General features: G+C 44.3%; 19 protein-coding genes. 18 read left to right on the top strand and 1 reads right to left on the bottom strand.

Annotation, left to right across the window (positions count from 1 at the left end; genetic code table 11):
* The first annotated feature begins 10 nt into the window (after positions 1-10).
* The 11 genes from NTX44_02480 (at position 11) to NTX44_02430 (ending at position 9,786) form a co-directional block, all read left to right on the top strand.
* Positions 11-607 carry a hypothetical protein gene (locus tag NTX44_02480; GenBank protein MCX6120471.1) on the top strand — a complete coding sequence of 199 codons (597 nt, stop codon included), beginning with the start codon at positions 11-13 and terminating at the stop codon, positions 605-607.
* The gene (locus NTX44_02475; GenBank protein ID MCX6120470.1) at positions 604-1,659 is read left to right on the top strand and encodes a CapA family protein; all 1,056 of its coding nucleotides are present in this window, start codon (positions 604-606) and stop codon (positions 1,657-1,659) included. The genes NTX44_02480 and NTX44_02475 overlap by 4 nt, the downstream gene beginning before the upstream one ends.
* Positions 1,625-2,485: an outer membrane protein assembly factor BamD gene (bamD, locus tag NTX44_02470; protein MCX6120469.1), complete on the top strand. Its 861-nt coding sequence runs from the start codon at positions 1,625-1,627 to the stop codon at positions 2,483-2,485. The genes NTX44_02475 and bamD overlap by 35 nt, the downstream gene beginning before the upstream one ends.
* Before the next feature lies 1 nt (position 2,486).
* The gene (locus NTX44_02465; GenBank protein MCX6120468.1) at positions 2,487-2,966 is read left to right on the top strand and encodes an acyl-CoA thioesterase; all 480 of its coding nucleotides are present in this window, start codon (positions 2,487-2,489) and stop codon (positions 2,964-2,966) included.
* Positions 2,963-5,212, top strand: a complete 2,250-nt coding sequence (locus NTX44_02460; protein MCX6120467.1) for a VCBS repeat-containing protein — start codon at positions 2,963-2,965, stop codon at positions 5,210-5,212. The genes NTX44_02465 and NTX44_02460 overlap by 4 nt, the downstream gene beginning before the upstream one ends.
* 70 nt (positions 5,213-5,282) lie before the next feature.
* Positions 5,283-7,007 (top strand): hypothetical protein, encoded by a 1,725-nt coding sequence (locus NTX44_02455; protein ID MCX6120466.1) that lies wholly within the window; start codon positions 5,283-5,285, stop codon positions 7,005-7,007.
* Positions 6,983-7,639, top strand: a complete 657-nt coding sequence (locus NTX44_02450; protein MCX6120465.1) for an ABC transporter ATP-binding protein — start codon at positions 6,983-6,985, stop codon at positions 7,637-7,639. The genes NTX44_02455 and NTX44_02450 overlap by 25 nt, the downstream gene beginning before the upstream one ends.
* Before the next feature lie 229 nt (positions 7,640-7,868).
* Positions 7,869-8,540 carry a heme exporter protein CcmB gene (locus NTX44_02445; protein MCX6120464.1) on the top strand — a complete coding sequence of 224 codons (672 nt, stop codon included), beginning with the start codon at positions 7,869-7,871 and terminating at the stop codon, positions 8,538-8,540.
* Positions 8,541-8,542: 2 nt separating this feature from the next.
* On the top strand, positions 8,543-9,247 hold the full coding sequence (gene ccsA / locus NTX44_02440; GenBank protein ID MCX6120463.1) for a cytochrome c biogenesis protein CcsA: 705 nt from the start codon (positions 8,543-8,545) through the stop codon (positions 9,245-9,247).
* A 7-nt stretch (positions 9,248-9,254) separates the two neighbouring features.
* On the top strand, positions 9,255-9,395 hold the full coding sequence (locus tag NTX44_02435; protein MCX6120462.1) for a CcmD family protein: 141 nt from the start codon (positions 9,255-9,257) through the stop codon (positions 9,393-9,395).
* A gap of 1 nt (position 9,396) precedes the next feature.
* Positions 9,397-9,786, top strand: a complete 390-nt coding sequence (locus NTX44_02430) for a cytochrome c maturation protein CcmE (protein MCX6120461.1) — start codon at positions 9,397-9,399, stop codon at positions 9,784-9,786.
* Positions 9,787-10,310: 524 nt separating this feature from the next.
* On the opposite strand, the gene bshB1 is transcribed toward NTX44_02430, so the two are convergent.
* On the bottom strand, positions 10,311-11,039 hold the full coding sequence (gene bshB1 / locus NTX44_02425) for a bacillithiol biosynthesis deacetylase BshB1 (GenBank protein ID MCX6120460.1): 729 nt from the start codon (positions 11,037-11,039) through the stop codon (positions 10,311-10,313).
* Between the two features lie 168 nt (positions 11,040-11,207).
* Here bshB1 and xseA point away from each other — a divergent pair, with 168 nt between their 5' ends.
* From xseA to ribD, 7 genes are read left to right on the top strand one after another with little or no spacing between them, the layout of a single operon-like run.
* On the top strand, positions 11,208-12,407 hold the full coding sequence (gene xseA / locus NTX44_02420; GenBank protein MCX6120459.1) for an exodeoxyribonuclease VII large subunit: 1,200 nt from the start codon (positions 11,208-11,210) through the stop codon (positions 12,405-12,407).
* Positions 12,404-12,646 carry an exodeoxyribonuclease VII small subunit gene (gene xseB, locus NTX44_02415; protein MCX6120458.1) on the top strand — a complete coding sequence of 81 codons (243 nt, stop codon included), beginning with the start codon at positions 12,404-12,406 and terminating at the stop codon, positions 12,644-12,646. Before xseA ends, xseB begins: the two co-directional genes overlap by 4 nt.
* A complete protein-coding gene (gene dxs, locus NTX44_02410; protein ID MCX6120457.1) occupies positions 12,643-14,577 on the top strand; it encodes a 1-deoxy-D-xylulose-5-phosphate synthase in 1,935 nt (644 codons plus the stop codon). The genes xseB and dxs overlap by 4 nt, the downstream gene beginning before the upstream one ends.
* Positions 14,578-14,596: 19 nt before the next feature.
* Complete coding sequence (locus NTX44_02405; GenBank protein ID MCX6120456.1) at positions 14,597-15,145, top strand: Gfo/Idh/MocA family oxidoreductase; 549 nt, start codon at positions 14,597-14,599, stop codon at positions 15,143-15,145.
* Between the two features lie 23 nt (positions 15,146-15,168).
* Positions 15,169-15,579 carry a Gfo/Idh/MocA family oxidoreductase gene (locus tag NTX44_02400; protein ID MCX6120455.1) on the top strand — a complete coding sequence of 137 codons (411 nt, stop codon included), beginning with the start codon at positions 15,169-15,171 and terminating at the stop codon, positions 15,577-15,579.
* Between the two features lie 17 nt (positions 15,580-15,596).
* Complete coding sequence (locus NTX44_02395; GenBank protein ID MCX6120454.1) at positions 15,597-16,442, top strand: SAM-dependent chlorinase/fluorinase; 846 nt, start codon at positions 15,597-15,599, stop codon at positions 16,440-16,442.
* Entirely contained in the window at positions 16,439-17,539 is a 1,101-nt protein-coding gene (ribD, locus tag NTX44_02390) for a bifunctional diaminohydroxyphosphoribosylaminopyrimidine deaminase/5-amino-6-(5-phosphoribosylamino)uracil reductase RibD (protein ID MCX6120453.1), read from the top strand. Before NTX44_02395 ends, ribD begins: the two co-directional genes overlap by 4 nt.
* Positions 17,540-17,541 lie beyond the last annotated feature (2 nt).

Genomic DNA, 17,541 nt, shown 5'->3' with positions numbered 1-17,541 from the left:
AGGCATCCACTTGAAACTTACTCGATCAATCTGGTGTGCTGCATGGATGATACTTTTAGCGGGATCAGATGCAGTGTCTTTTGCAAAAGATACCACTGGAGTCAACAGTACGTCCATTGTTCTATCACAACTGCAAAGTATTGCCGATGAGGTTCTCGATTCAGCGAAGTTTGATGTAAAAGGGCGCGTTGCTGTTTTAGTAGAAGGTGAAGGACCACGAACGTTGGCGGAGAATGCGTTCATCGAGGCGCTTCAAAAACGTAATTACACTTCGGTGGTTATCGATACCACAGCAACAAATCAAACGCTTCAAGTGTTTCTTCTCAACACCGAAATTACAGCAAAGGAGTTGAATGCAAAGGTATCAGAACGGAATATCCGAACAATTCTGGAAGCGAGAACGGTAAAAGGCGTTGAACGTGAAGTACGACTGCTCGGCACTTTTCAGAGGGAAACAAAAGATACTGCACAGGTAGTCACGGCTGGAATGCTTCCGCCAGCTCAGAAAAGTGATGAAAATGGAATTCTTCAACGTATGTTGACGCCATTCATCGTTGTTGGCGGCGCGATCGTGATTGTCTATTTGTTCTTTACGGTGAGAAGTTGAGATATAAGTTTACGCTGTTGATCGTCGGTCTGTTGATTGTTCAACCAGCGTCAAGAGTATTCACACAGAATTCTGATTCTGTGATGAGTGTATCGCTGCTTGCGTTGGGTGATGTTAATCTCGGACGTTCGGTCGGACAGGAAATTCTGAAAGGCAAAACGGATTTTCCATTTGAAAAATTTGACAGCGTCCTTGCTCGTGCCGAAGTTGTGTTTGCGAATCTTGAATGTCCTGTGACGGATCAGAATGGCGAAACGCAAAGTCCAAAATCGAACGTAATTTTTTGTGCACCGCCGAACGCTGGGGCAACGCTGCGGCGCGCTGGTGTAACAGTTGTTTCAACGGCAAACAATCATGCGTTTGATTATGGTGTGAAAGGTCTTCAAGAAACGATCAGGTTTTTGCAAAAAGACAGCATCCGGTTCACGGGAACGGTCATGAATGCTGGAGAAGAATTTACGCCGGCCATTATCGAACGAAATGGAATAAAATTTGGTATCTTAGCATACACACAAACCGTTAATTTTCATACAAGATGGCATGGATTCATTTCTGTCTTTGATTCAGCAAGAGCATGGCGCGAAATCCATACACTGAAACCGCAAGTGGATTTCGTGATTGCAAGTTATCACGGCGGTGATGAGTATAAAGATGTCCCCGGAGCTTCCGCTGATCGGGATATGAAACTTCTGGCAGATTTTGGTGCTGATATTATTTTTGGGCATCATCCACATGTACCAAATGGTATTGAAATGTATCGTGGATGCTGGATATTCCATTCACTAGGCAATGCGGTGTTCAATCAGCCGCAACGGTTCTGGACACAGAGGTCATTTACCCCACTTTTGGAATTTGAAAAGAGGAACGGTCAGAAAAAAATATCGTCTATAGAATTGATTCCATTTCATCCCGGGTATCAGCCAAGCACAGATTTGAACGAGAACGAAATAGAGGAATTGATGAATCGGATTCAAATGTTATCAACAGTTTCTATCACACACACAGAGCGAGGTTACTTTGTTAAACCGTCTGTTGGAAAAGCATCTCAATAGTTTTTTCATTCTTTTTTCTTGTATAACACTCTCAACCTTTATTGCGGGATGTGGTTCTGATCAAGCGACGAAGCAGCTGAGCGCTGAAGAGCGGTACGCGCTCGGCATGAAAGCATTTAAAGGCGAAGATTATTTAGCGGCGATTGAAGAATTCAAGGTCGTATCGCTGCAGTACCAAGGAAGCAAAGTTGCCGATTCGGCGCAGTTCTCTATGGCTGAATGCAGGTTCCTCCGAGAGGAATATATACTTGCCGCGTTTGAATACGATGTCTTGATACGCACAATGCCTTCCAGCATCTTTGTATCCCGTGCCCGTTTTCGACGTGCTACATGTTTCTATAACCTCTCGCCAAAATTTATTTTAGATCAAAATTATTCCCGAAAAGCGATAGATGAATACCAAGCATTCTTGGAATACCACCCTACCGACACACTAGTATCTTTGGCAGAACAAAGGATTAATGAACTAAATACAAAGCTGGCACAGAAAGATTTCGAGAATGGTATCACATATATGCACATGGAATATTACAAAGCCGCAACTTATTATTTCGATCTTGTCCTGGATAAATATCACGACACGCAATATGCAGAACCAGCAACGCTCAAGAAAGCCGAAGCATTAACAAGTCGTAAGAAATATGCTGATGCAAAAGAAGCACTGCAGAAGTTCCGTGAGAAATATCCGTCGAGCGTTTTGAAGTCGGATGCTGATAGGTTGGATTCTGATATTGAAGCAGGACTTCGTGCCGAGAAAACGAAGAATCAAAAAGCGCTGGAGTCGATGAAAGACACCAGCAAGCCAGTGCCTCAACCGGGAAAATAACATGCAGATACTGAAAGCAAAGCCGGTCAGTGCCTCACAAGTAGAGATGACCGAATTAGTTATTCCGAATGATACAAACCGGCTGGGAAATCTTCTCGGCGGACGATTGATGCATTGGATCGACATCGCTGCTGCCATTGCCGCATCTCGGCACACGAATCGTGTCTGCGTCACCGCATCGCTGGATGAATTGCATTTCCATCATCCGGTCAGGCAGGGTGAGGTTGTGATCTTGCAGGCGTCGGTGAACCGAGTGTTCCGCACATCCCTCGAAGTTGGAGTGCGTGTCACAAAAGAAAATCTTCTTACAGGTGAACGGCAGCACACAAACAGCGCATATCTGATGTTCGTTGCAATCGATGATGATGGTCAACCAGTGCCCGCGAATCCTGTGAAGCCGGTGAAAAATGTAGAAAAAAGGCGTTTCCGTGAAGCAGGGTACCGCAGGAAGTTGCGATTGTTGCATCGTCAGCGAGGTTGATTATCATTCCGGGGAAAGACAACACATTCAATTGCAGCGATCCTTCTCGGCGCCATCGCTTTGCACATGTGCTCAGTTCTACTTCATTTGTTTTCTGGCTTGCTATCCGTACGGTTTCGGCGCAAACGAATGAATCTGCTTTTGGAGAAGTACACTTCTTCCCGCTTCCTGCACAATTTGAAAAGAGTACTCAGGTTTCATCAAATCACCAGCAGGTGACGACACTTGCGTTGTGGTCCGGACATCGCGGCGAAATTCTCTTAGCGACATTTGACACAACGGAGACATCTGTTACGTACACCATGAAACACACGGCGGTTGAGTTTGATAATCTCTATGCGGCGGATTTCAATAGCGACGGATTGCCGGATTTCATGCTGGTGAACAACCATGAGAAATTGATTTCGTTCGTGCTGAATCTGAAACCGGATTCTCTTCAAATAACGAGTACGATGAAGATTCCATTCGAACCTGAACAAATACTCATGGGTGATTACAACAATGATAAGCATATCGATATCCTGGTGTATGCACGTAAAACGCCCGGCATTCTTCCTCTCATTGGCAACGGTAAAGGGTACTTTACGCGTGGTAGAATTATCGCACAGGACAACGCAGTTGGCGCCGCCGATTTTGCTCAGGTGAACAATGATAATCTAACAGACATTGTTCTGTGGGATTGGGTCAAAAGCGAACTCCATGTGCTGTATGGAGCCGGGAATGGAAGATTCATAGATCAGAGTACATTTCCGGTACAAGGCGAAGTGAAATCACTTACGGCAATATCGATGATTCGTGACCATGCACTTGATTTAATGTTGAAGATGACTAAGCCGTCCGAGTTTCAAGTCTGGGAAGGAAACGATTTCGGCGATTTTCAAATAAAAAATCATCTTCCTTGTGAAGAGCATATTACAGATTTCTGTTTTGTTGACGTGAATCATGATGGTTTAAATGACATTGTCATGTCCACGAATCCTGCCTCCCTGCAAGTTTTGTTCAATAATGATATAGATGCATTTACTGATCGCATGGAATATGCCTCTGGTGATGATCCTCAAGATATTGTCGTCATGCCGCAAGGAAATTGTATTGTCTTTGACAGGAACGGTAACCAATTGATTGTTTACAGGAATGCCGCGAAGCCGAGTTCGATGACAGATTCCATTCAGCTTGCGACGGGTGTCTCTCCGACTGAAATCATTGTGAATGATTTTAATCGAGATAGTGTTATGGACATTGCATTGCTCAATACAAAAAGTCAATCTGTTTCGCTCTATTGGGGTCAAAAAGGTACTATTCCTTTTGGACCACTTTCGTATTTATTGACTGGTGAGCCAAATCATCTCGCGTTTCATTCATCAACGGATACGACATTACAGCTTGTACTTACATTTCCGCAGACGCATCAAATTTCGTACTTCACACTTGATGCCGCAAATAATTCTGTCTCTAATGCTTTCATAGGATGCGAGGGAGATGCGCAACTGCTCTCTGCTTCCATAAATCAGAACCATCAGTCAGAATTCGTTACATGGAATACAATGTCACCGGAAGGAAATTCATTAAGCTTTTATGAACAACTTGGTCCGGTAACATTTATCGAGCGTACGTTTCGCCTCCTTCCGCCGGATTTTTTATTAGGAGCTTCGATTGCAGATTTGAATCAAGACGGGTTTCCGGGTATTATCTATGCATACCGAACCGGTGATACTTCGCTAGTAGAACTAGGAGTAGCGTATGGCGACTCCGCGTATTCCATGAAACATCGCATTGTCTCGCGAGAATTTGCGCTTCCCGACGTCAAGCAAGTTTTCATTTGGCTGGCCGACTTTGATAATAACGGTGTTCTCGATTTTCTGATGCAAGCAGGATCTCCCGTGGACTATCTCATGGTTGCCAAAGGGAAGGGAAACGGCCTTTTTTACGATCCTAAAATTATCACAAGCGGCTTACCGATTGAAGAACGGTCGAACCTGCAAATTGTTGATGTAGATGGCGATGGTTTTCCCGATATTGTCATTGGCTCACAAAAGCTTGGGCGCGTGGATTGGTTTCGCAACCGGGGCGATTGCAACTTTGGCGCCGATCAAACATTGGCGACACAACCTGACTTGAGCCATTACGCTGTTGCCGATGTCGATGCTGATGGTGTGAAGGATTTAGCGATGACGCTTGGGAAGAAAGGTATTTTGAAAATTATTAATGGTAAACGGCTTCCTTTTCGATCTGAGATAAACAAATAGAAAACTATGCCTCATAATTGCAAAAAGAGAATTAATACATAACTTCTTGAATAAAATTAATAAGAAAAACATGACCTGGCGCTGGCTCAAATATTTGTCGCTTATTGTTCTTCTCTTTTCTACCGTTTCAAATTGGGCTGCAGCGGAAGATAAGGGGAATTCAAAGCGGCTCACGACTGAACAGCTCCTTAACCATTTACGTTCAATCAAAAATCCTTCTCTTCAACCTGCGGTATCTGACGGATCAATCCAAGATGGAAAGTGCGGGTTCGGAATTCGAGCTCAGGTGATTAATCGATGGCAAGAATTTTCGCAGGAGCAGCGTGCTGAGTTGTCATTGCTGATGAAAGCCAATGTGACGCAAAGCGATACAATTGCCGGGCATTTCCATATTTTCTACGATACGACTGGAATCAACGAACCGGCATTGCTGGATAGTATTAATCAGCGGATTCTAGGGACTGCGAAAGCATATATACAATATGTCGCTCAAATATTCAATCACGTTTGGGACGTTGAAGTCGATCAAATGGGTTATTCAGCACCGCCATTTGAAAGCGGTCAATCGTATTACAACATTTTTGTAACGAATGTGACAGGTGAATATGGATCGACTACACCAATCCTGCAGATAAATGGATCTGAGTATCCACCAAGATATACCAGTTACATTACTATCGATAATGATTACCGTGGTTTCACAACTTTTGGTATAAGGGGATTGGAAGTAACAGCAGCCCATGAATTCCATCATGCTATTCAAATGGGTTCCTATGGTCTTTTCGATATTGATAAATATAGATATGTTCACGAATTGACTTCAACTTGGATGGAAGATGTAGTCTATACTGATGTAAATGATTATTATAATTACCTACCTGATTACTTTGGACGATTCAGTGATGGACGTGCGTTTAACTCCAATCCTGGTACCGGCGGGTACGAGCGTTGTGTCTGGGCGCTTTTTATGGCAAAACAGTTTAGTGCGAACGTGATGCGCTCGGTGTGGGAAGCAATGCGGAATAGTCCTTATCAGGCGGATGTAGATGTTTTTCTTGAAAGCAACGCTGCAGTACTTGCCAATATGGACACAACGCTCCAGACAGCATTTTCCATATTCACGAAGTGGAACTATTTTACATGGGATCGTGCCGATACGATAAATTACTACTCGGAAGGAAATCATTATCCGCGTTTCCAACCGCTTCAGAAAATAGCATATTTTAATACGTCATCGACAACAAGTGGTAATGTTGAACCGTTTTCATCTTCAATGTACGAGTTTAATTTGCAGCAGGATACGATCACCGCTGTTATCGCGAACGTGGATATTGGCAATGCAATAATGAGAAATACAACGCAGCAAAAGATTGATGTCACACTTTCTTCACAATCTCTTTCTCAACCATATATAGAATTGGCAAATGGATTGAAAGTTAAAATTGCTGTTGATAATCTGTCTCTTTGGCGCCCGTTCTTTATGCAGGAGGCAGTCCCGATACAGCGTTTGCAGTTTGATGCGGCGCCAAATCCTTTCCGGCTGGCTGAAGCGCAGAAATTATATCTTCCCATTAATGAAGACAATGCATCATTGGCAGATGTGTACATCTACAACTCGACTTTTGATCTGGCATACTCCGGACAATTCCATTCTTCGTTCTATGAAAACGGAGGTACATACGTTATCGAAGTGCCGGCATCGGCAATTAAATCAAAACTTTCTTCCGGAATCTATTTCATTCTTGCAAAAACGGTAAACAAGAGTTACAAATGGAAATTGGCGGTGATCCGATGAATTCGATATCCATTACAGTGACTGGACTATCGAAAGACTTTAACCGGAGTTCCATCTTCAAAGATATTTCGTTCTCCCTGGCATCACCGGCATCGCTGTCTATTACGGGAAAAAATGGCGCGGGGAAATCAACGCTTTCAAAAATTCTTGCCGGTTTATTAAGTTCAACACGCGGATCTATCACGTATTCGGCAGATGAGAAGCAAATTGGAATTGAGGAATTCAAACATCACATCGGATTTGTTTCGCCGTACTTGAATTTATACGACGAGTTCACGGCATTAGAAAATCTTCAGTTCCTTTCCCGCATTCGAGCTGCAGCTCAAGAAAATGACGAAAGAATAAAAGAACTGCTTGTGACTGTGGGATTATGGAATCGCCGGAATGATAGTGTAGGTACATTTTCTTCGGGAATGAAACAGCGGCTGAAGTATGCATTTGCCCTCCTTCATCATCCGGCGGTCTTGATTCTCGATGAGCCGACAAGCAACCTCGACACAGAAGGCATCGAAGTTGTCAAGGAAATCGTACGGAAACAAAAGGAAACGAACATTCTGATTATCGCAACGAACAACAAAGAAGAAGCTCATTGGTGTGCACAACAAATTCAAGTTGGGACAATACAGCAGTAAATTTATAGCCACGACGTTTACGTCGTGGACAGAAGAATGAAGTAGCATCGGCTTTAGCCATATTTTGAATCGCTTTGGGCTTGGCAAAAAGCCATCCCTTTGGGAAAAGCCCAGATTTTTGGTAAATATTAATACCACGACCTGTCCCGAAGGGATGGCGTTGCCAAAGGTCTTGGCAATATTTTATTGTATTGTGTGTAATATCAGTATTAACACTTATGAAAAAACCGTGAATTTCATTACAAGCACATTGACGATTGTCTCGAAAGATGTTCGTTCGGAACTGCGGACACGTTATGCAATGAACGCACTCTTGATGTTTGTTGTTACCTCGGTGGCAACAATTTTATTTGCTCTTCGAGACGATGAAGTAAGCACAGAAGTCCTCTCCGGAATGTTCTGGGTGGTTATTTTTTTTACGGCAATGTCTGGACTTTCTCGAATATTTGTCAGCGAAGAGGAACGCGGGACAACACTGACACTCCAGCTTGTTGCTTCACCTTCCGTAGTCTATTTCGGAAAGTTGATATTCAACAGCGGTTTGACGCTTGCACTTTCATTGGCGGTTACTGTTTTATACGTAGCAGCGTTTCCGACGTTTATTATCAAGTCGATGGCAATCTTTACGCTGACAATCTTTCTGGGAAGTCTTGGATTTGCCGCTGCCGCGACTATTATTGCGGCTATCATTGCCAAGGCGAATTCAAAAGGAACTTTGTACCCCGTGCTGTCGTTTCCAATTCTGATTCCATTGCTCATGACAGTGATGAAGTCAACTGCCCGTGCTCTCGACGGCGAACTGTTCATTGCGGCGCTGGGCGAATTCCAGATTCTTGTTTCCTATTTGATGATCATGATTGCCGGCTCGTATCTCTTGTTTGATTATGTATGGAAGGAATAAGCATGAGGTTTATTAAATACTCATCCATTGTATTCATCACATTCGTGATTGTTGCAGGTATTGCGATACCGATGGTACCGCAGCCGCAAAGCTGGCTGGAATTTCCAATCATTCCCGGGCTCGAAGATAAAGCGCGGAATATTTTCTTTCACGTGCCGGTTGCGTGGGCAGCGGTGCTTGGATTTTTATTCGCACTCTACTACGGATTTCGTTATCTTCGGACAAAGGATTTCGATTATGACATAAAGTCTGTCTCTGCAGCAGGACTTGGAATGGTGTTCTGCATGCTTGCGACAGTGACCGGCTCTCTTTGGGCTAAGTTCAACTGGGGTTCTTTCTGGAATTGGGACCCACGTGAGACTTCCATCTTTATTCTTCTTCTTATTTACGGAGCGTACTTCGCGCTTCGTTCAGCGCTCGGCTCGGACGAAGTTCGCGCGCGTTTATCGGCAGTCTATTCCATACTTGCAGGATTAACAGCTCCATTCTTTATTTTCATCATGCCGCGCATTGTTGGCGGATTACATCCCGGTGCAAAAGGTGATACAGCGGGTTCCACACCGGTGGCACAGCTTCACATGCCGCCCAATATGCGCTTTGTGTTCTTCATCGGAATAATCGGGTTCAGTTTATTATTTGTGTGGCTTCACAATGTGCGCGTCCGTGCTGCACGGATAGAATATCAACTTTCAAAAAAAGAGAATTGAGGGAGTTATGTACGAATTCTTAAATCAAAACCAAATGTACATCGTTCTTGTTATCACGCTGCTCATCTGGTCCGGCATCATCTGGTATCTGGTGCGTATTGATAAAAAGATTGGACAGATCGAAAAACGTTTAAAGAAGGATAAATGAGATGAATGTAAAAGTGGTGGTCGGTGGTTTGATTATTGTGTTCGGCATTGTGCTGGGAGTAGTAAATTTCTTCGATTCAAATGTCGAGTACGGCGATTTCGCCCTGGCGAAAAAAACGCAGAAAAAAATTCAGGTGAAAGGCGAATGGGTCAAAGACCGCGAGAGCTCTTTCGATGCACAGAAAATTCAATATACTTTTTTCTTGAAGGACGACAGTGGCGAGATTCTTAAGGTCGTTTTAGACGGCGCCAAACCAAATAATTTCGATCTTGCAACCAGCGTCGTTATCAAAGGGAAGTATGTAGACAATTACTTCCATGCTACAGAAGTGCTGACCAAATGCCCGTCAAAGTACGAAGGTAAGATCGGTGTGATGAAAAAACAATCTTGATGTTCGTTGTATGCCCGTGATTTATCACGTACTTTTGAGCCCCCTTCTACACAGGGATTTGATGAATCAAATCCCTGCATATCCTCGTTCCGCTAAATGTCCCTATAAAAGAATTACCTCGTAAAATCTACTATACCTGAGAAACAAGTCAATCCTTGATTTCAGCCAACTTCAATCCGCGCGGATTTCCATCTGGAAGGTAGATTTGAATAGTCTTACCAAGATTTACCATATTTATACCTTAATTTTAAAAAACATTATTTTCTACAACTTAATAACACATTATAGTTATCCAACCAATTTAGTTTGCATGGACGAATGAGGGCGCGTTGAAATGCTGTGAACTCATTTTCATTGCTTTACTTTTTTCGCTGTGCATAGAGAAGCTTCCGTGTGCCACTCTAACTTGATGTTCCAAATTGGAACATCAACATGTTAAACTCTTCATGGCTATGCAGTCGCAATTTGCGACCACATAGGATTTCTCTACCTCGGTGAGCTCAAACATAAAGTCCGAATGAATCTTATCCCCTGTTCACAATAAAGTTGAATGGATTATCAATCCCGAGCGACCATTTTGATATAAACGGCTCGCCATATTTAACGCCGATCTTGGAGCCGAAATATCGGCATCGAGTTTCGATCACTTCTAAAAAATCAGGTCTGCTCAACTTCGTCTCGCTTTCTTTGCTTTCCGGATTGAAGAATTGCGAGGCATGTGCGCGCACAGACTTCATTTTCAAGTCAAATGAACTGCTAATGTCCACAATAAATGTCGGCTCGAATTCCATCCATTGCATAAACTCAAAGTAGTGATGCGGTCGATGGCGTTCCTGTACTTTGCCGTTGAGCATTGTTTTCATCTTTTCCAAACCGCTGTAGTACCAGGCTTCACGGCAAAGGTCGCTTGTATGCACATGATCTGGATGCCGCTCAACACCATAAGGAATAATAAGGAGAGCGGGGCGGAGCTCGCGAATGAGTGTGATAATCTTTAAAAGGTTCTTTCTACTTACTTCAACGTTTCCATCGGGGATTTGCAGATTCCGTCGCGTTACAGCGCCAAGAATTATTGCCGCCTGCTGAGCTTCTTCTCTTCTAATCTCTTTTGTGCCGCGCGTGCCAAGCTCGCCCTGTGTCAGATCGCAAAGAGCAACTTTAGAACCTTGCTGAACTAAGTGAGCGACTGTTCCGCCGCAAGCGAGTTCAATATCGTCGGGATGTGCGCCAATTGCTAATACGTCAACGTTCATAGATATTCCTCAAATGTGTTAATGAAATATAGACAAGAGAAGAGGGAAAGACAAGGAGAACAAATCAGAAAATTGAAGGCGATCAAATCCATGCAGGATTAATGTATTGTCATTTTCCAGAGTTGAATGTGGTGCCAACATTCGGTACTTTGGGAATGGAGTCACTGCATGGCGATCGAAAAAAATGTAATTACCATTACCGAATTAACGCGGCAAATTAAATTTTCGCTGGAATCGAGTTTCCCACGCGTGTGGGTTGAAGGTGAAATATCGAACTTCAAGCAGCATACATCCGGGCATCTGTATTTTACATTGAAAGATGAAGGCGCTCAGCTTTCCGCGCTGATGTGGAGGAGCCGTGTTGCGAATCTCACGTTTCAACCGGAAGATGGAATGAAGGTAATCGCCCGCGGTTCAATTACCGTGTATCCGCCGCGCGGCAATTATCAACTTGATGTAGATCAGATTCAACCGATCGGACTTGGAGAACTTCAGGTTGCGTTTGAGCGTCTAAAACAAAAGTTGGAAAGAGAAGGGCTGTTCGATGCTGAACATAAGAAACCAATTCCGGAATTTCCCGAATGCATAGGCCTTGTCACATCGGAGACAGGCGCAGCACTGCAGGATATTCGAAGCGTGCTTTCGCGCCGCCATCCATCTGTCCACGTAATTCTTGCACCGGTGAGCGTGCAGGGTACAGGTGCTGCGGAGGAAATTGCCGATGCGATCAAAGACCTGAATCAATACGGCGGTAGTGATGTGCTGATTGTTGGACGCGGCGGCGGTTCGCTGGAAGATTTGTGGGCGTTCAATGAAGAAGTTGTCGCTCGTGCGATCTACGCATCAAAAATTCCAATCATAAGTGCTGTCGGGCACGAAATTGATTTCAGCATAGCGGATTTTGTCGCTGATTTGCGTGCACCAACACCCTCGGCGGCGGCAGAATTAGCCGTTCGCGACCGTTCAGAACTTCTTGAAGATATTGCCAACATGTGCTATACTATGCGCGGCGCATTCGACAATCAAGTGTCCGGGCTTCGTGAGCGAATAGTGGGTTTGGTGACCAGTTATTCTTTTAATCGTCCCAAAGATTTGGTCCGGGAATTTTCCCAGCGTGTGGATGAACTTGAACGCAGTCTTGGAATTTCTTTTGCGCATAGTGCTCAGACAGTGCGTCAAAAATATAATTCGCTTCAACGGCAATTACAGGCGTTGAATCCGGGCGGTGTGCTCAAACGCGGGTATGCAATTGTGAGGAAGGAAGGACGGATTGTTTCGAGTGCAACGATGCTGGGGTACGATGACGAAGCTGATATTCAATTCCACGATGGTAGTGTTGGTGTGAAAGTAGAAAAAGGACATTCATGATGACGACGAAGAAAGCAGTGAAGAATTCATTAGAAAGTTCTCTCAAGCGGCTTGAGGAAATTGTGGAAACGCTGGAGCGCGGTGAGACACCACTCGATGACGCTGTGGTTTTATATGAAGAGGGAGTTCAGATTTCAAAAGGATGTGCTGAAAAATTGAAAGCCGCCGAATTGAAAATAAAAAAGTTATCAAAAGAGATTGACGGGCAATTTACACTGAATGAGTCTGAAGAAGCATGAACGAATTTAATTTTCAATTTCTTGATTCCATTAATCTTCCGGAAGATTTACGCAAGCTGGATGTTCAAGAACTCCGGACCGTCTGTGCCGAGGTACGAGAGTATCTGATCGATTGTGTTTCGAAAACAGGCGGTCATCTTGGTGCCGGACTTGGTGCGGTGGAACTTACCGTAGCGCTTCATTATGTTTTTCATACGCCGGAAGATAAACTGATATGGGATGTCGGACATCAAGCATATCCGCATAAAATTCTGACCGGACGAAAAAACAGAATGGAAACAATCCGCACGTTGGGCGGATTGAGCGGTTTTCTGAAGCGTACTGAAAGCGAATACGATACATTCGGCGCTGGACATGCAAGCACGGCAATCTCCGCAGCGCTTGGTATTGCAGCGGCTCGTGATTTAGAAAAAAAGAATTTCAAAGTTGCGGCCATCGTCGGTGATGGCTCTATGACCGGCGGTATGGTGTACGAGGCAATGAACAACGCCGGAGTGCTGAAAAAAAATCTTATCGTTGTACTCAATGACAACCAAATGGGTTCGCTTTCATCGTTAGAACCCAGTGTCTGGTCATTCCACAATTATTTTACAAAGATGTTGACACATCCGACATACAACAAGTTCAAAGCAAATGTGTGGGACTTGACTGGCAAATTGGATACATTCGGCGATCGACTTCGCATGGTTGCGCAACAAATGGAGAAAGGAATTAAAGCCGTTGTAACTCCGGGCATGCTCTTCGAGGCACTTGGTTTTCGTTACTTCGGCCCGATCAATGGACATAATGTCGTAAAGCTGGTAGAAATATTTCGGCAAGTCAAGGATTTAAACGGTCCTATTCTCATTCACGTGATCACTGAAAAAGGGAAAGGATATGCGCCGGCGGAGCGCGAGGTGACACGTTTGCATGGAGTGACGCCCTTCGATAAAATTACCGGTATCTCTCCAAAGAAAAATGGTCAACCGCCGGCGTACACGGATATCTTCGGTAAAGCTCTGGTGGAAATCTGCAAACAGAATACAAAAGTTGTTGGTGTTACCGCTGCGATGTCGGATGGAACGGGCCTCATTCAACTCCACGAAGAAATGCCTGAACGTTTTTTTGATGTTGGTATAGCTGAACAGCATGCCGTGACCTTTGCGGCGGGGATGGCAACAGAAGGATACATTCCGGTTGTTGCAATTTATTCTACTTTTATGCAGCGTGCTTTCGATCAGGTAGTACACGACTGTGCGATTCAGAAATTACACGTCGTTTTGGCGATGGATCGCGGCGGATTAGTTGGTGCTGATGGTGCTACGCATCACGGTGCATTAGATTTTTCTTTCTTACGCTGCATTCCCGGTATGGTTATCATGGCGCCGAAAGATGAACAGGAATTGCGCGATATGCTCTTTACAGCTGTTGAGTATAAACAAGGACCGATTGCTCTTCGGTATCCTCGCGGTCATGCGCTTGGTGTTTCTGTGCGCAATGGATTTCAGAAGTTAGAAATCGGTAAAGCCGAAACAGTACGCTCAGGGAGGGATATTGCTCTGCTTGCCATCGGGAATATGGTGCCGAATGCACTCGCAGCGGCAGACGTATTGAGTAATGAAGGTGTTGAAGCAGAAGTTGTGAATATGAGATTTGCGAAACCGATTGATGAAGAAATGTTAAAATCGTTGGCCCAACGAATCAATACATTTGTTACAATCGAAGAGAATGTCGTTCATGGCGGATTCGGGGCTGGAGTATTGGAAGCGTTCAGTCATTGCGGCATCTCCGATGTTTCTGTCAAAGTACACGGACTGCCGGATGAATTCATTGAGCATGGTTCGCCAAGTGAATTACATCAAATGGTGAAGCTTGATGCTGACGGGATTGCTGAAGTGGCGAAAGAACATTTGAAAATTACTCGCGGAAATTCCGCGTTGCATACCACGTAACTATCATACCGGACCTTGTATGGAAAAAGCACGTATTGGTATCGTTGGACTTGGATCTATTGCACAGACAATTCATCTTCCGATCCTCAGTAAATTTCCGGATGTCGAAATTGTAGCAGTTTGCGATCTCGATAGGGCAAAGGCGCAATTTGTCGCTGATAAATTTAAAGTGCGGCGTTACTACAACAACTTCGAGAAAATGCTTGCGATCGAACAAGATCTCGATGGATTTGACATCTGTACGCCGACGCTATTGCACAAAGACATGGCGATTGCGGCCCTCGCGGAGAAGAATAACGTTCTCATTGAAAAACCTTTAGCACGAACTGCAATGGAAGCAGAAGAAATTGCCGCTGCAGCAAGGAAATATCATCAAACATTGATGGTTGGCATGAACAATCGCTTCCGCCCGGATGCCATGATTCTTAAAAGTTTTATAGAAGATAATGCGCTTGGTAAACTCTTCTATACGAAGGCCGGATGGTTCAAGAAGCTGAATGCGGAGAGTGCCTGGCTGACCAAGAAAACCCAATCCGGAGGCGGCTGCTCGATCTTGCTTTTTGGATGATGGGATTTCCAGAGGTGCGAGAAGTGTCGGCAACAAATTATTCGCATCATACAAAAGATGTAGAGGATTCATCGATCGCGTTCCTCAAAATGAAGAACGGCTCCACCTTAACTATTGAAGCAAGCTGGTCGTTTGAATCAACGTCGGACTTTTTCTACTGCGATTGTTTTGGTACGGATGGAAGCGGATCGCTCAATCCGTTTCGTATCATCAAACGTATGCACGATAATCTTGTCAATGTTGCACCTGCTTCGATCGAAACGCCGCAGAGTCTTTATCGCAAATCATACGAAAACGAACTAAAGCATTGGATTGGCGCGTTGCGTGGATTGCATTCGATTATTTCTAACGGCGATGAAGCTGTGCAACGGATGAAGATTTTAGAATTAATTTATAAATCTGCCAAACGCGGCAAAGCTGTTGCAATAAAGTAGCTCTTGTAAGAATATCAATGACCTCTTCGACAAAGCGTGCTGCGCGATCTTATCATCCTACAGGAAAGGTATCTGCTCCAATCATCGCGCTCCTCACCGACTTCGGACAACAGGATCAATATGTGGCATCGATGAAAGCAGTAATGTTGTCCATCAATGCAACGATGAATATTATTGATATCACTCACGAAATTCAACCTTATAGAATTCATCAAGCTGCGTATATGCTTTGGTCTGTGTACAATTATTTTCCAAAGAATACAATTTTTGTAAATGTAGTAGATCCCGGGGTCGGTAGTGGAAGGCGTATCATTGTGATGAATACAAAGAAGTATACATTTATAGCTCCTGATAACGGATTGTTGGACTTCGTTTTATATCAAGAAAAGAGTGTATCAGCGGTTGAGGTGACACCATCATCTCTCAAAAAATACGCTATTGGCGATATCTCATCAACATTCCATGGACGCGATCTCATCGCACCGCTCGCTGCATATATTTCCGACAACGTGCCGATCAAACAATTTGGTATACCGTATTCACTGCCGGTAATTCTTTCGCCTTTTGTGAGTTCTCGGAGGGACGTTGTACCGATGTGTATTTTGCATATTGATAGCTATGGGAACATTATAACAAACCTCCGGTCTTTTGAATTGGAAAAAAGCATGAAGGAGATACAAACCGTATCGATCGGCAGTAATATGGTGAGCAAATGGATTCGATTTTATGATGAAGCTCCGGAAAATACTCCGTGTCTCATCGTGGGCAGCAACGGTTTGGTAGAGATATCAGCAAAAAAAAATAGTGCTGCACATCTTCTGCACGCTACACTCGATTCGAAATTAAAAGTGTATTGGCGATGAAAACATTCAACGAACATGTCATGATGCGCCGTTGTCTTGAACTTGCACGGAAAGGTGCAGGTATGGTCAATCCCAATCCGATGGTGGGATGCGTGATAGTACGAAACGGTAAAATTGTGGGAGAAGGATTCCACAAGAAATTTGGCGGGCCGCACGCTGAAATTCTTGCGCTGAAACACGCCGGGGAAAAAACGAAGGGTGCAGCATTGTATGTCAGCTTGGAACCGTGCGCGCATTTCGGAAAGACACCGCCGTGCACCGATGCAATCATTCAAGCTGGAATTTCCCAAGTGGTGATTGCGTCGAAGGATCCAAATCCTCTTGTCAGCGGGAAGGGAATACGGCGACTGCGCAGAGCAGGCATTCAGGTAAACGTTGGAGTACTGCAGAAAGAAGCTGAACTGCTGAATGAAAAATTCTTTAAGTTTATGAAAACCGGATTACCGTTTGTCGGCATCAAACTTGCACAAACACTCGATGGAAGAATTGCTGATGTTGCGGGAAAATCAAAATGGATTACATCTCAAACCGCGCGAAAAGAAGTACATCGCCTGCGCAATGATTTTGACGCGGTTTTTGTTGGAGCGAATACCGTTCTCCAGGATAATCCAGAGTTGACGGTCCGGCTTGTGAATGGAAGGAATCCTGTGCGTGTTGTCGTTGATGGACGTCTTTCGCTTCCGACATCTCAAGCACTCTTCAATACAACAGCTGCGCCAACGTGGCTGCTGACATCCGCAAAAGCAGTGATAGCAAATATTCAAAAAGTGCAGAAGCTTGTTTCGCAGGGCGTACGTGTGCTTCCGGTTTCATCTGCTTACCGTATCGACGCGGAATCCATACTCCGCTCACTTGCGGCTGAGGGCGTTTCTTCTGTGCTCATAGAGGGCGGTGCTCATACTGTTGGCGGGTTTGTCAATCGGTCTCTTGCTGATAAGCTGTATCTGTTTGTTGCACCAAAAATTTTGGGAGATGGTCTGAATGGATTCTGCTTTAAAACGCCGAGATTTCTCCGCAAACCAATAATGCTGAAGATGATAAAAAGTACGCTCGTTGGAGAAGATGTACTCATTGAAGCAAAGTTTATTCACGATTGAAA

This window comes from Ignavibacteriales bacterium (assembly GCA_026390575.1).
GTDB lineage: Bacteria > Bacteroidota > Ignavibacteria > UBA10030 > UBA10030 > Fen-1298.
The sequence above is the reverse complement of the archived record's forward strand: the minus strand, read 5'-3'. Positions and strand labels throughout refer to the sequence as shown.

Coding starts and splice junctions, on each gene's coding strand:
- NTX44_02465 (MCX6120468.1), top strand. CDS start 2,487: ATGCAGATACTGAAAGCAAAGCCGGTCAGTGCCTCACAAGTAGAGATG.
- NTX44_02455 (MCX6120466.1), top strand. CDS start 5,283: ATGACCTGGCGCTGGCTCAAATATTTGTCGCTTATTGTTCTTCTCTTT.
- NTX44_02450 (MCX6120465.1), top strand. CDS start 6,983: ATGGAAATTGGCGGTGATCCGATGAATTCGATATCCATTACAGTGACT.
- ccsA (MCX6120463.1), top strand. CDS start 8,543: ATGAGGTTTATTAAATACTCATCCATTGTATTCATCACATTCGTGATT.
- NTX44_02435 (MCX6120462.1), top strand. CDS start 9,255: ATGTACGAATTCTTAAATCAAAACCAAATGTACATCGTTCTTGTTATC.
- NTX44_02430 (MCX6120461.1), top strand. CDS start 9,397: ATGAATGTAAAAGTGGTGGTCGGTGGTTTGATTATTGTGTTCGGCATT.
- bshB1 (MCX6120460.1), bottom strand. CDS start 11,039: ATGAACGTTGACGTATTAGCAATTGGCGCACATCCCGACGATATTGAA.
- xseA (MCX6120459.1), top strand. CDS start 11,208: ATGGCGATCGAAAAAAATGTAATTACCATTACCGAATTAACGCGGCAA.
- xseB (MCX6120458.1), top strand. CDS start 12,404: ATGATGACGACGAAGAAAGCAGTGAAGAATTCATTAGAAAGTTCTCTC.
- dxs (MCX6120457.1), top strand. CDS start 12,643: ATGAACGAATTTAATTTTCAATTTCTTGATTCCATTAATCTTCCGGAA.
- NTX44_02405 (MCX6120456.1), top strand. CDS start 14,597: ATGGAAAAAGCACGTATTGGTATCGTTGGACTTGGATCTATTGCACAG.
- NTX44_02395 (MCX6120454.1), top strand. CDS start 15,597: ATGACCTCTTCGACAAAGCGTGCTGCGCGATCTTATCATCCTACAGGA.
- ribD (MCX6120453.1), top strand. CDS start 16,439: ATGAAAACATTCAACGAACATGTCATGATGCGCCGTTGTCTTGAACTT.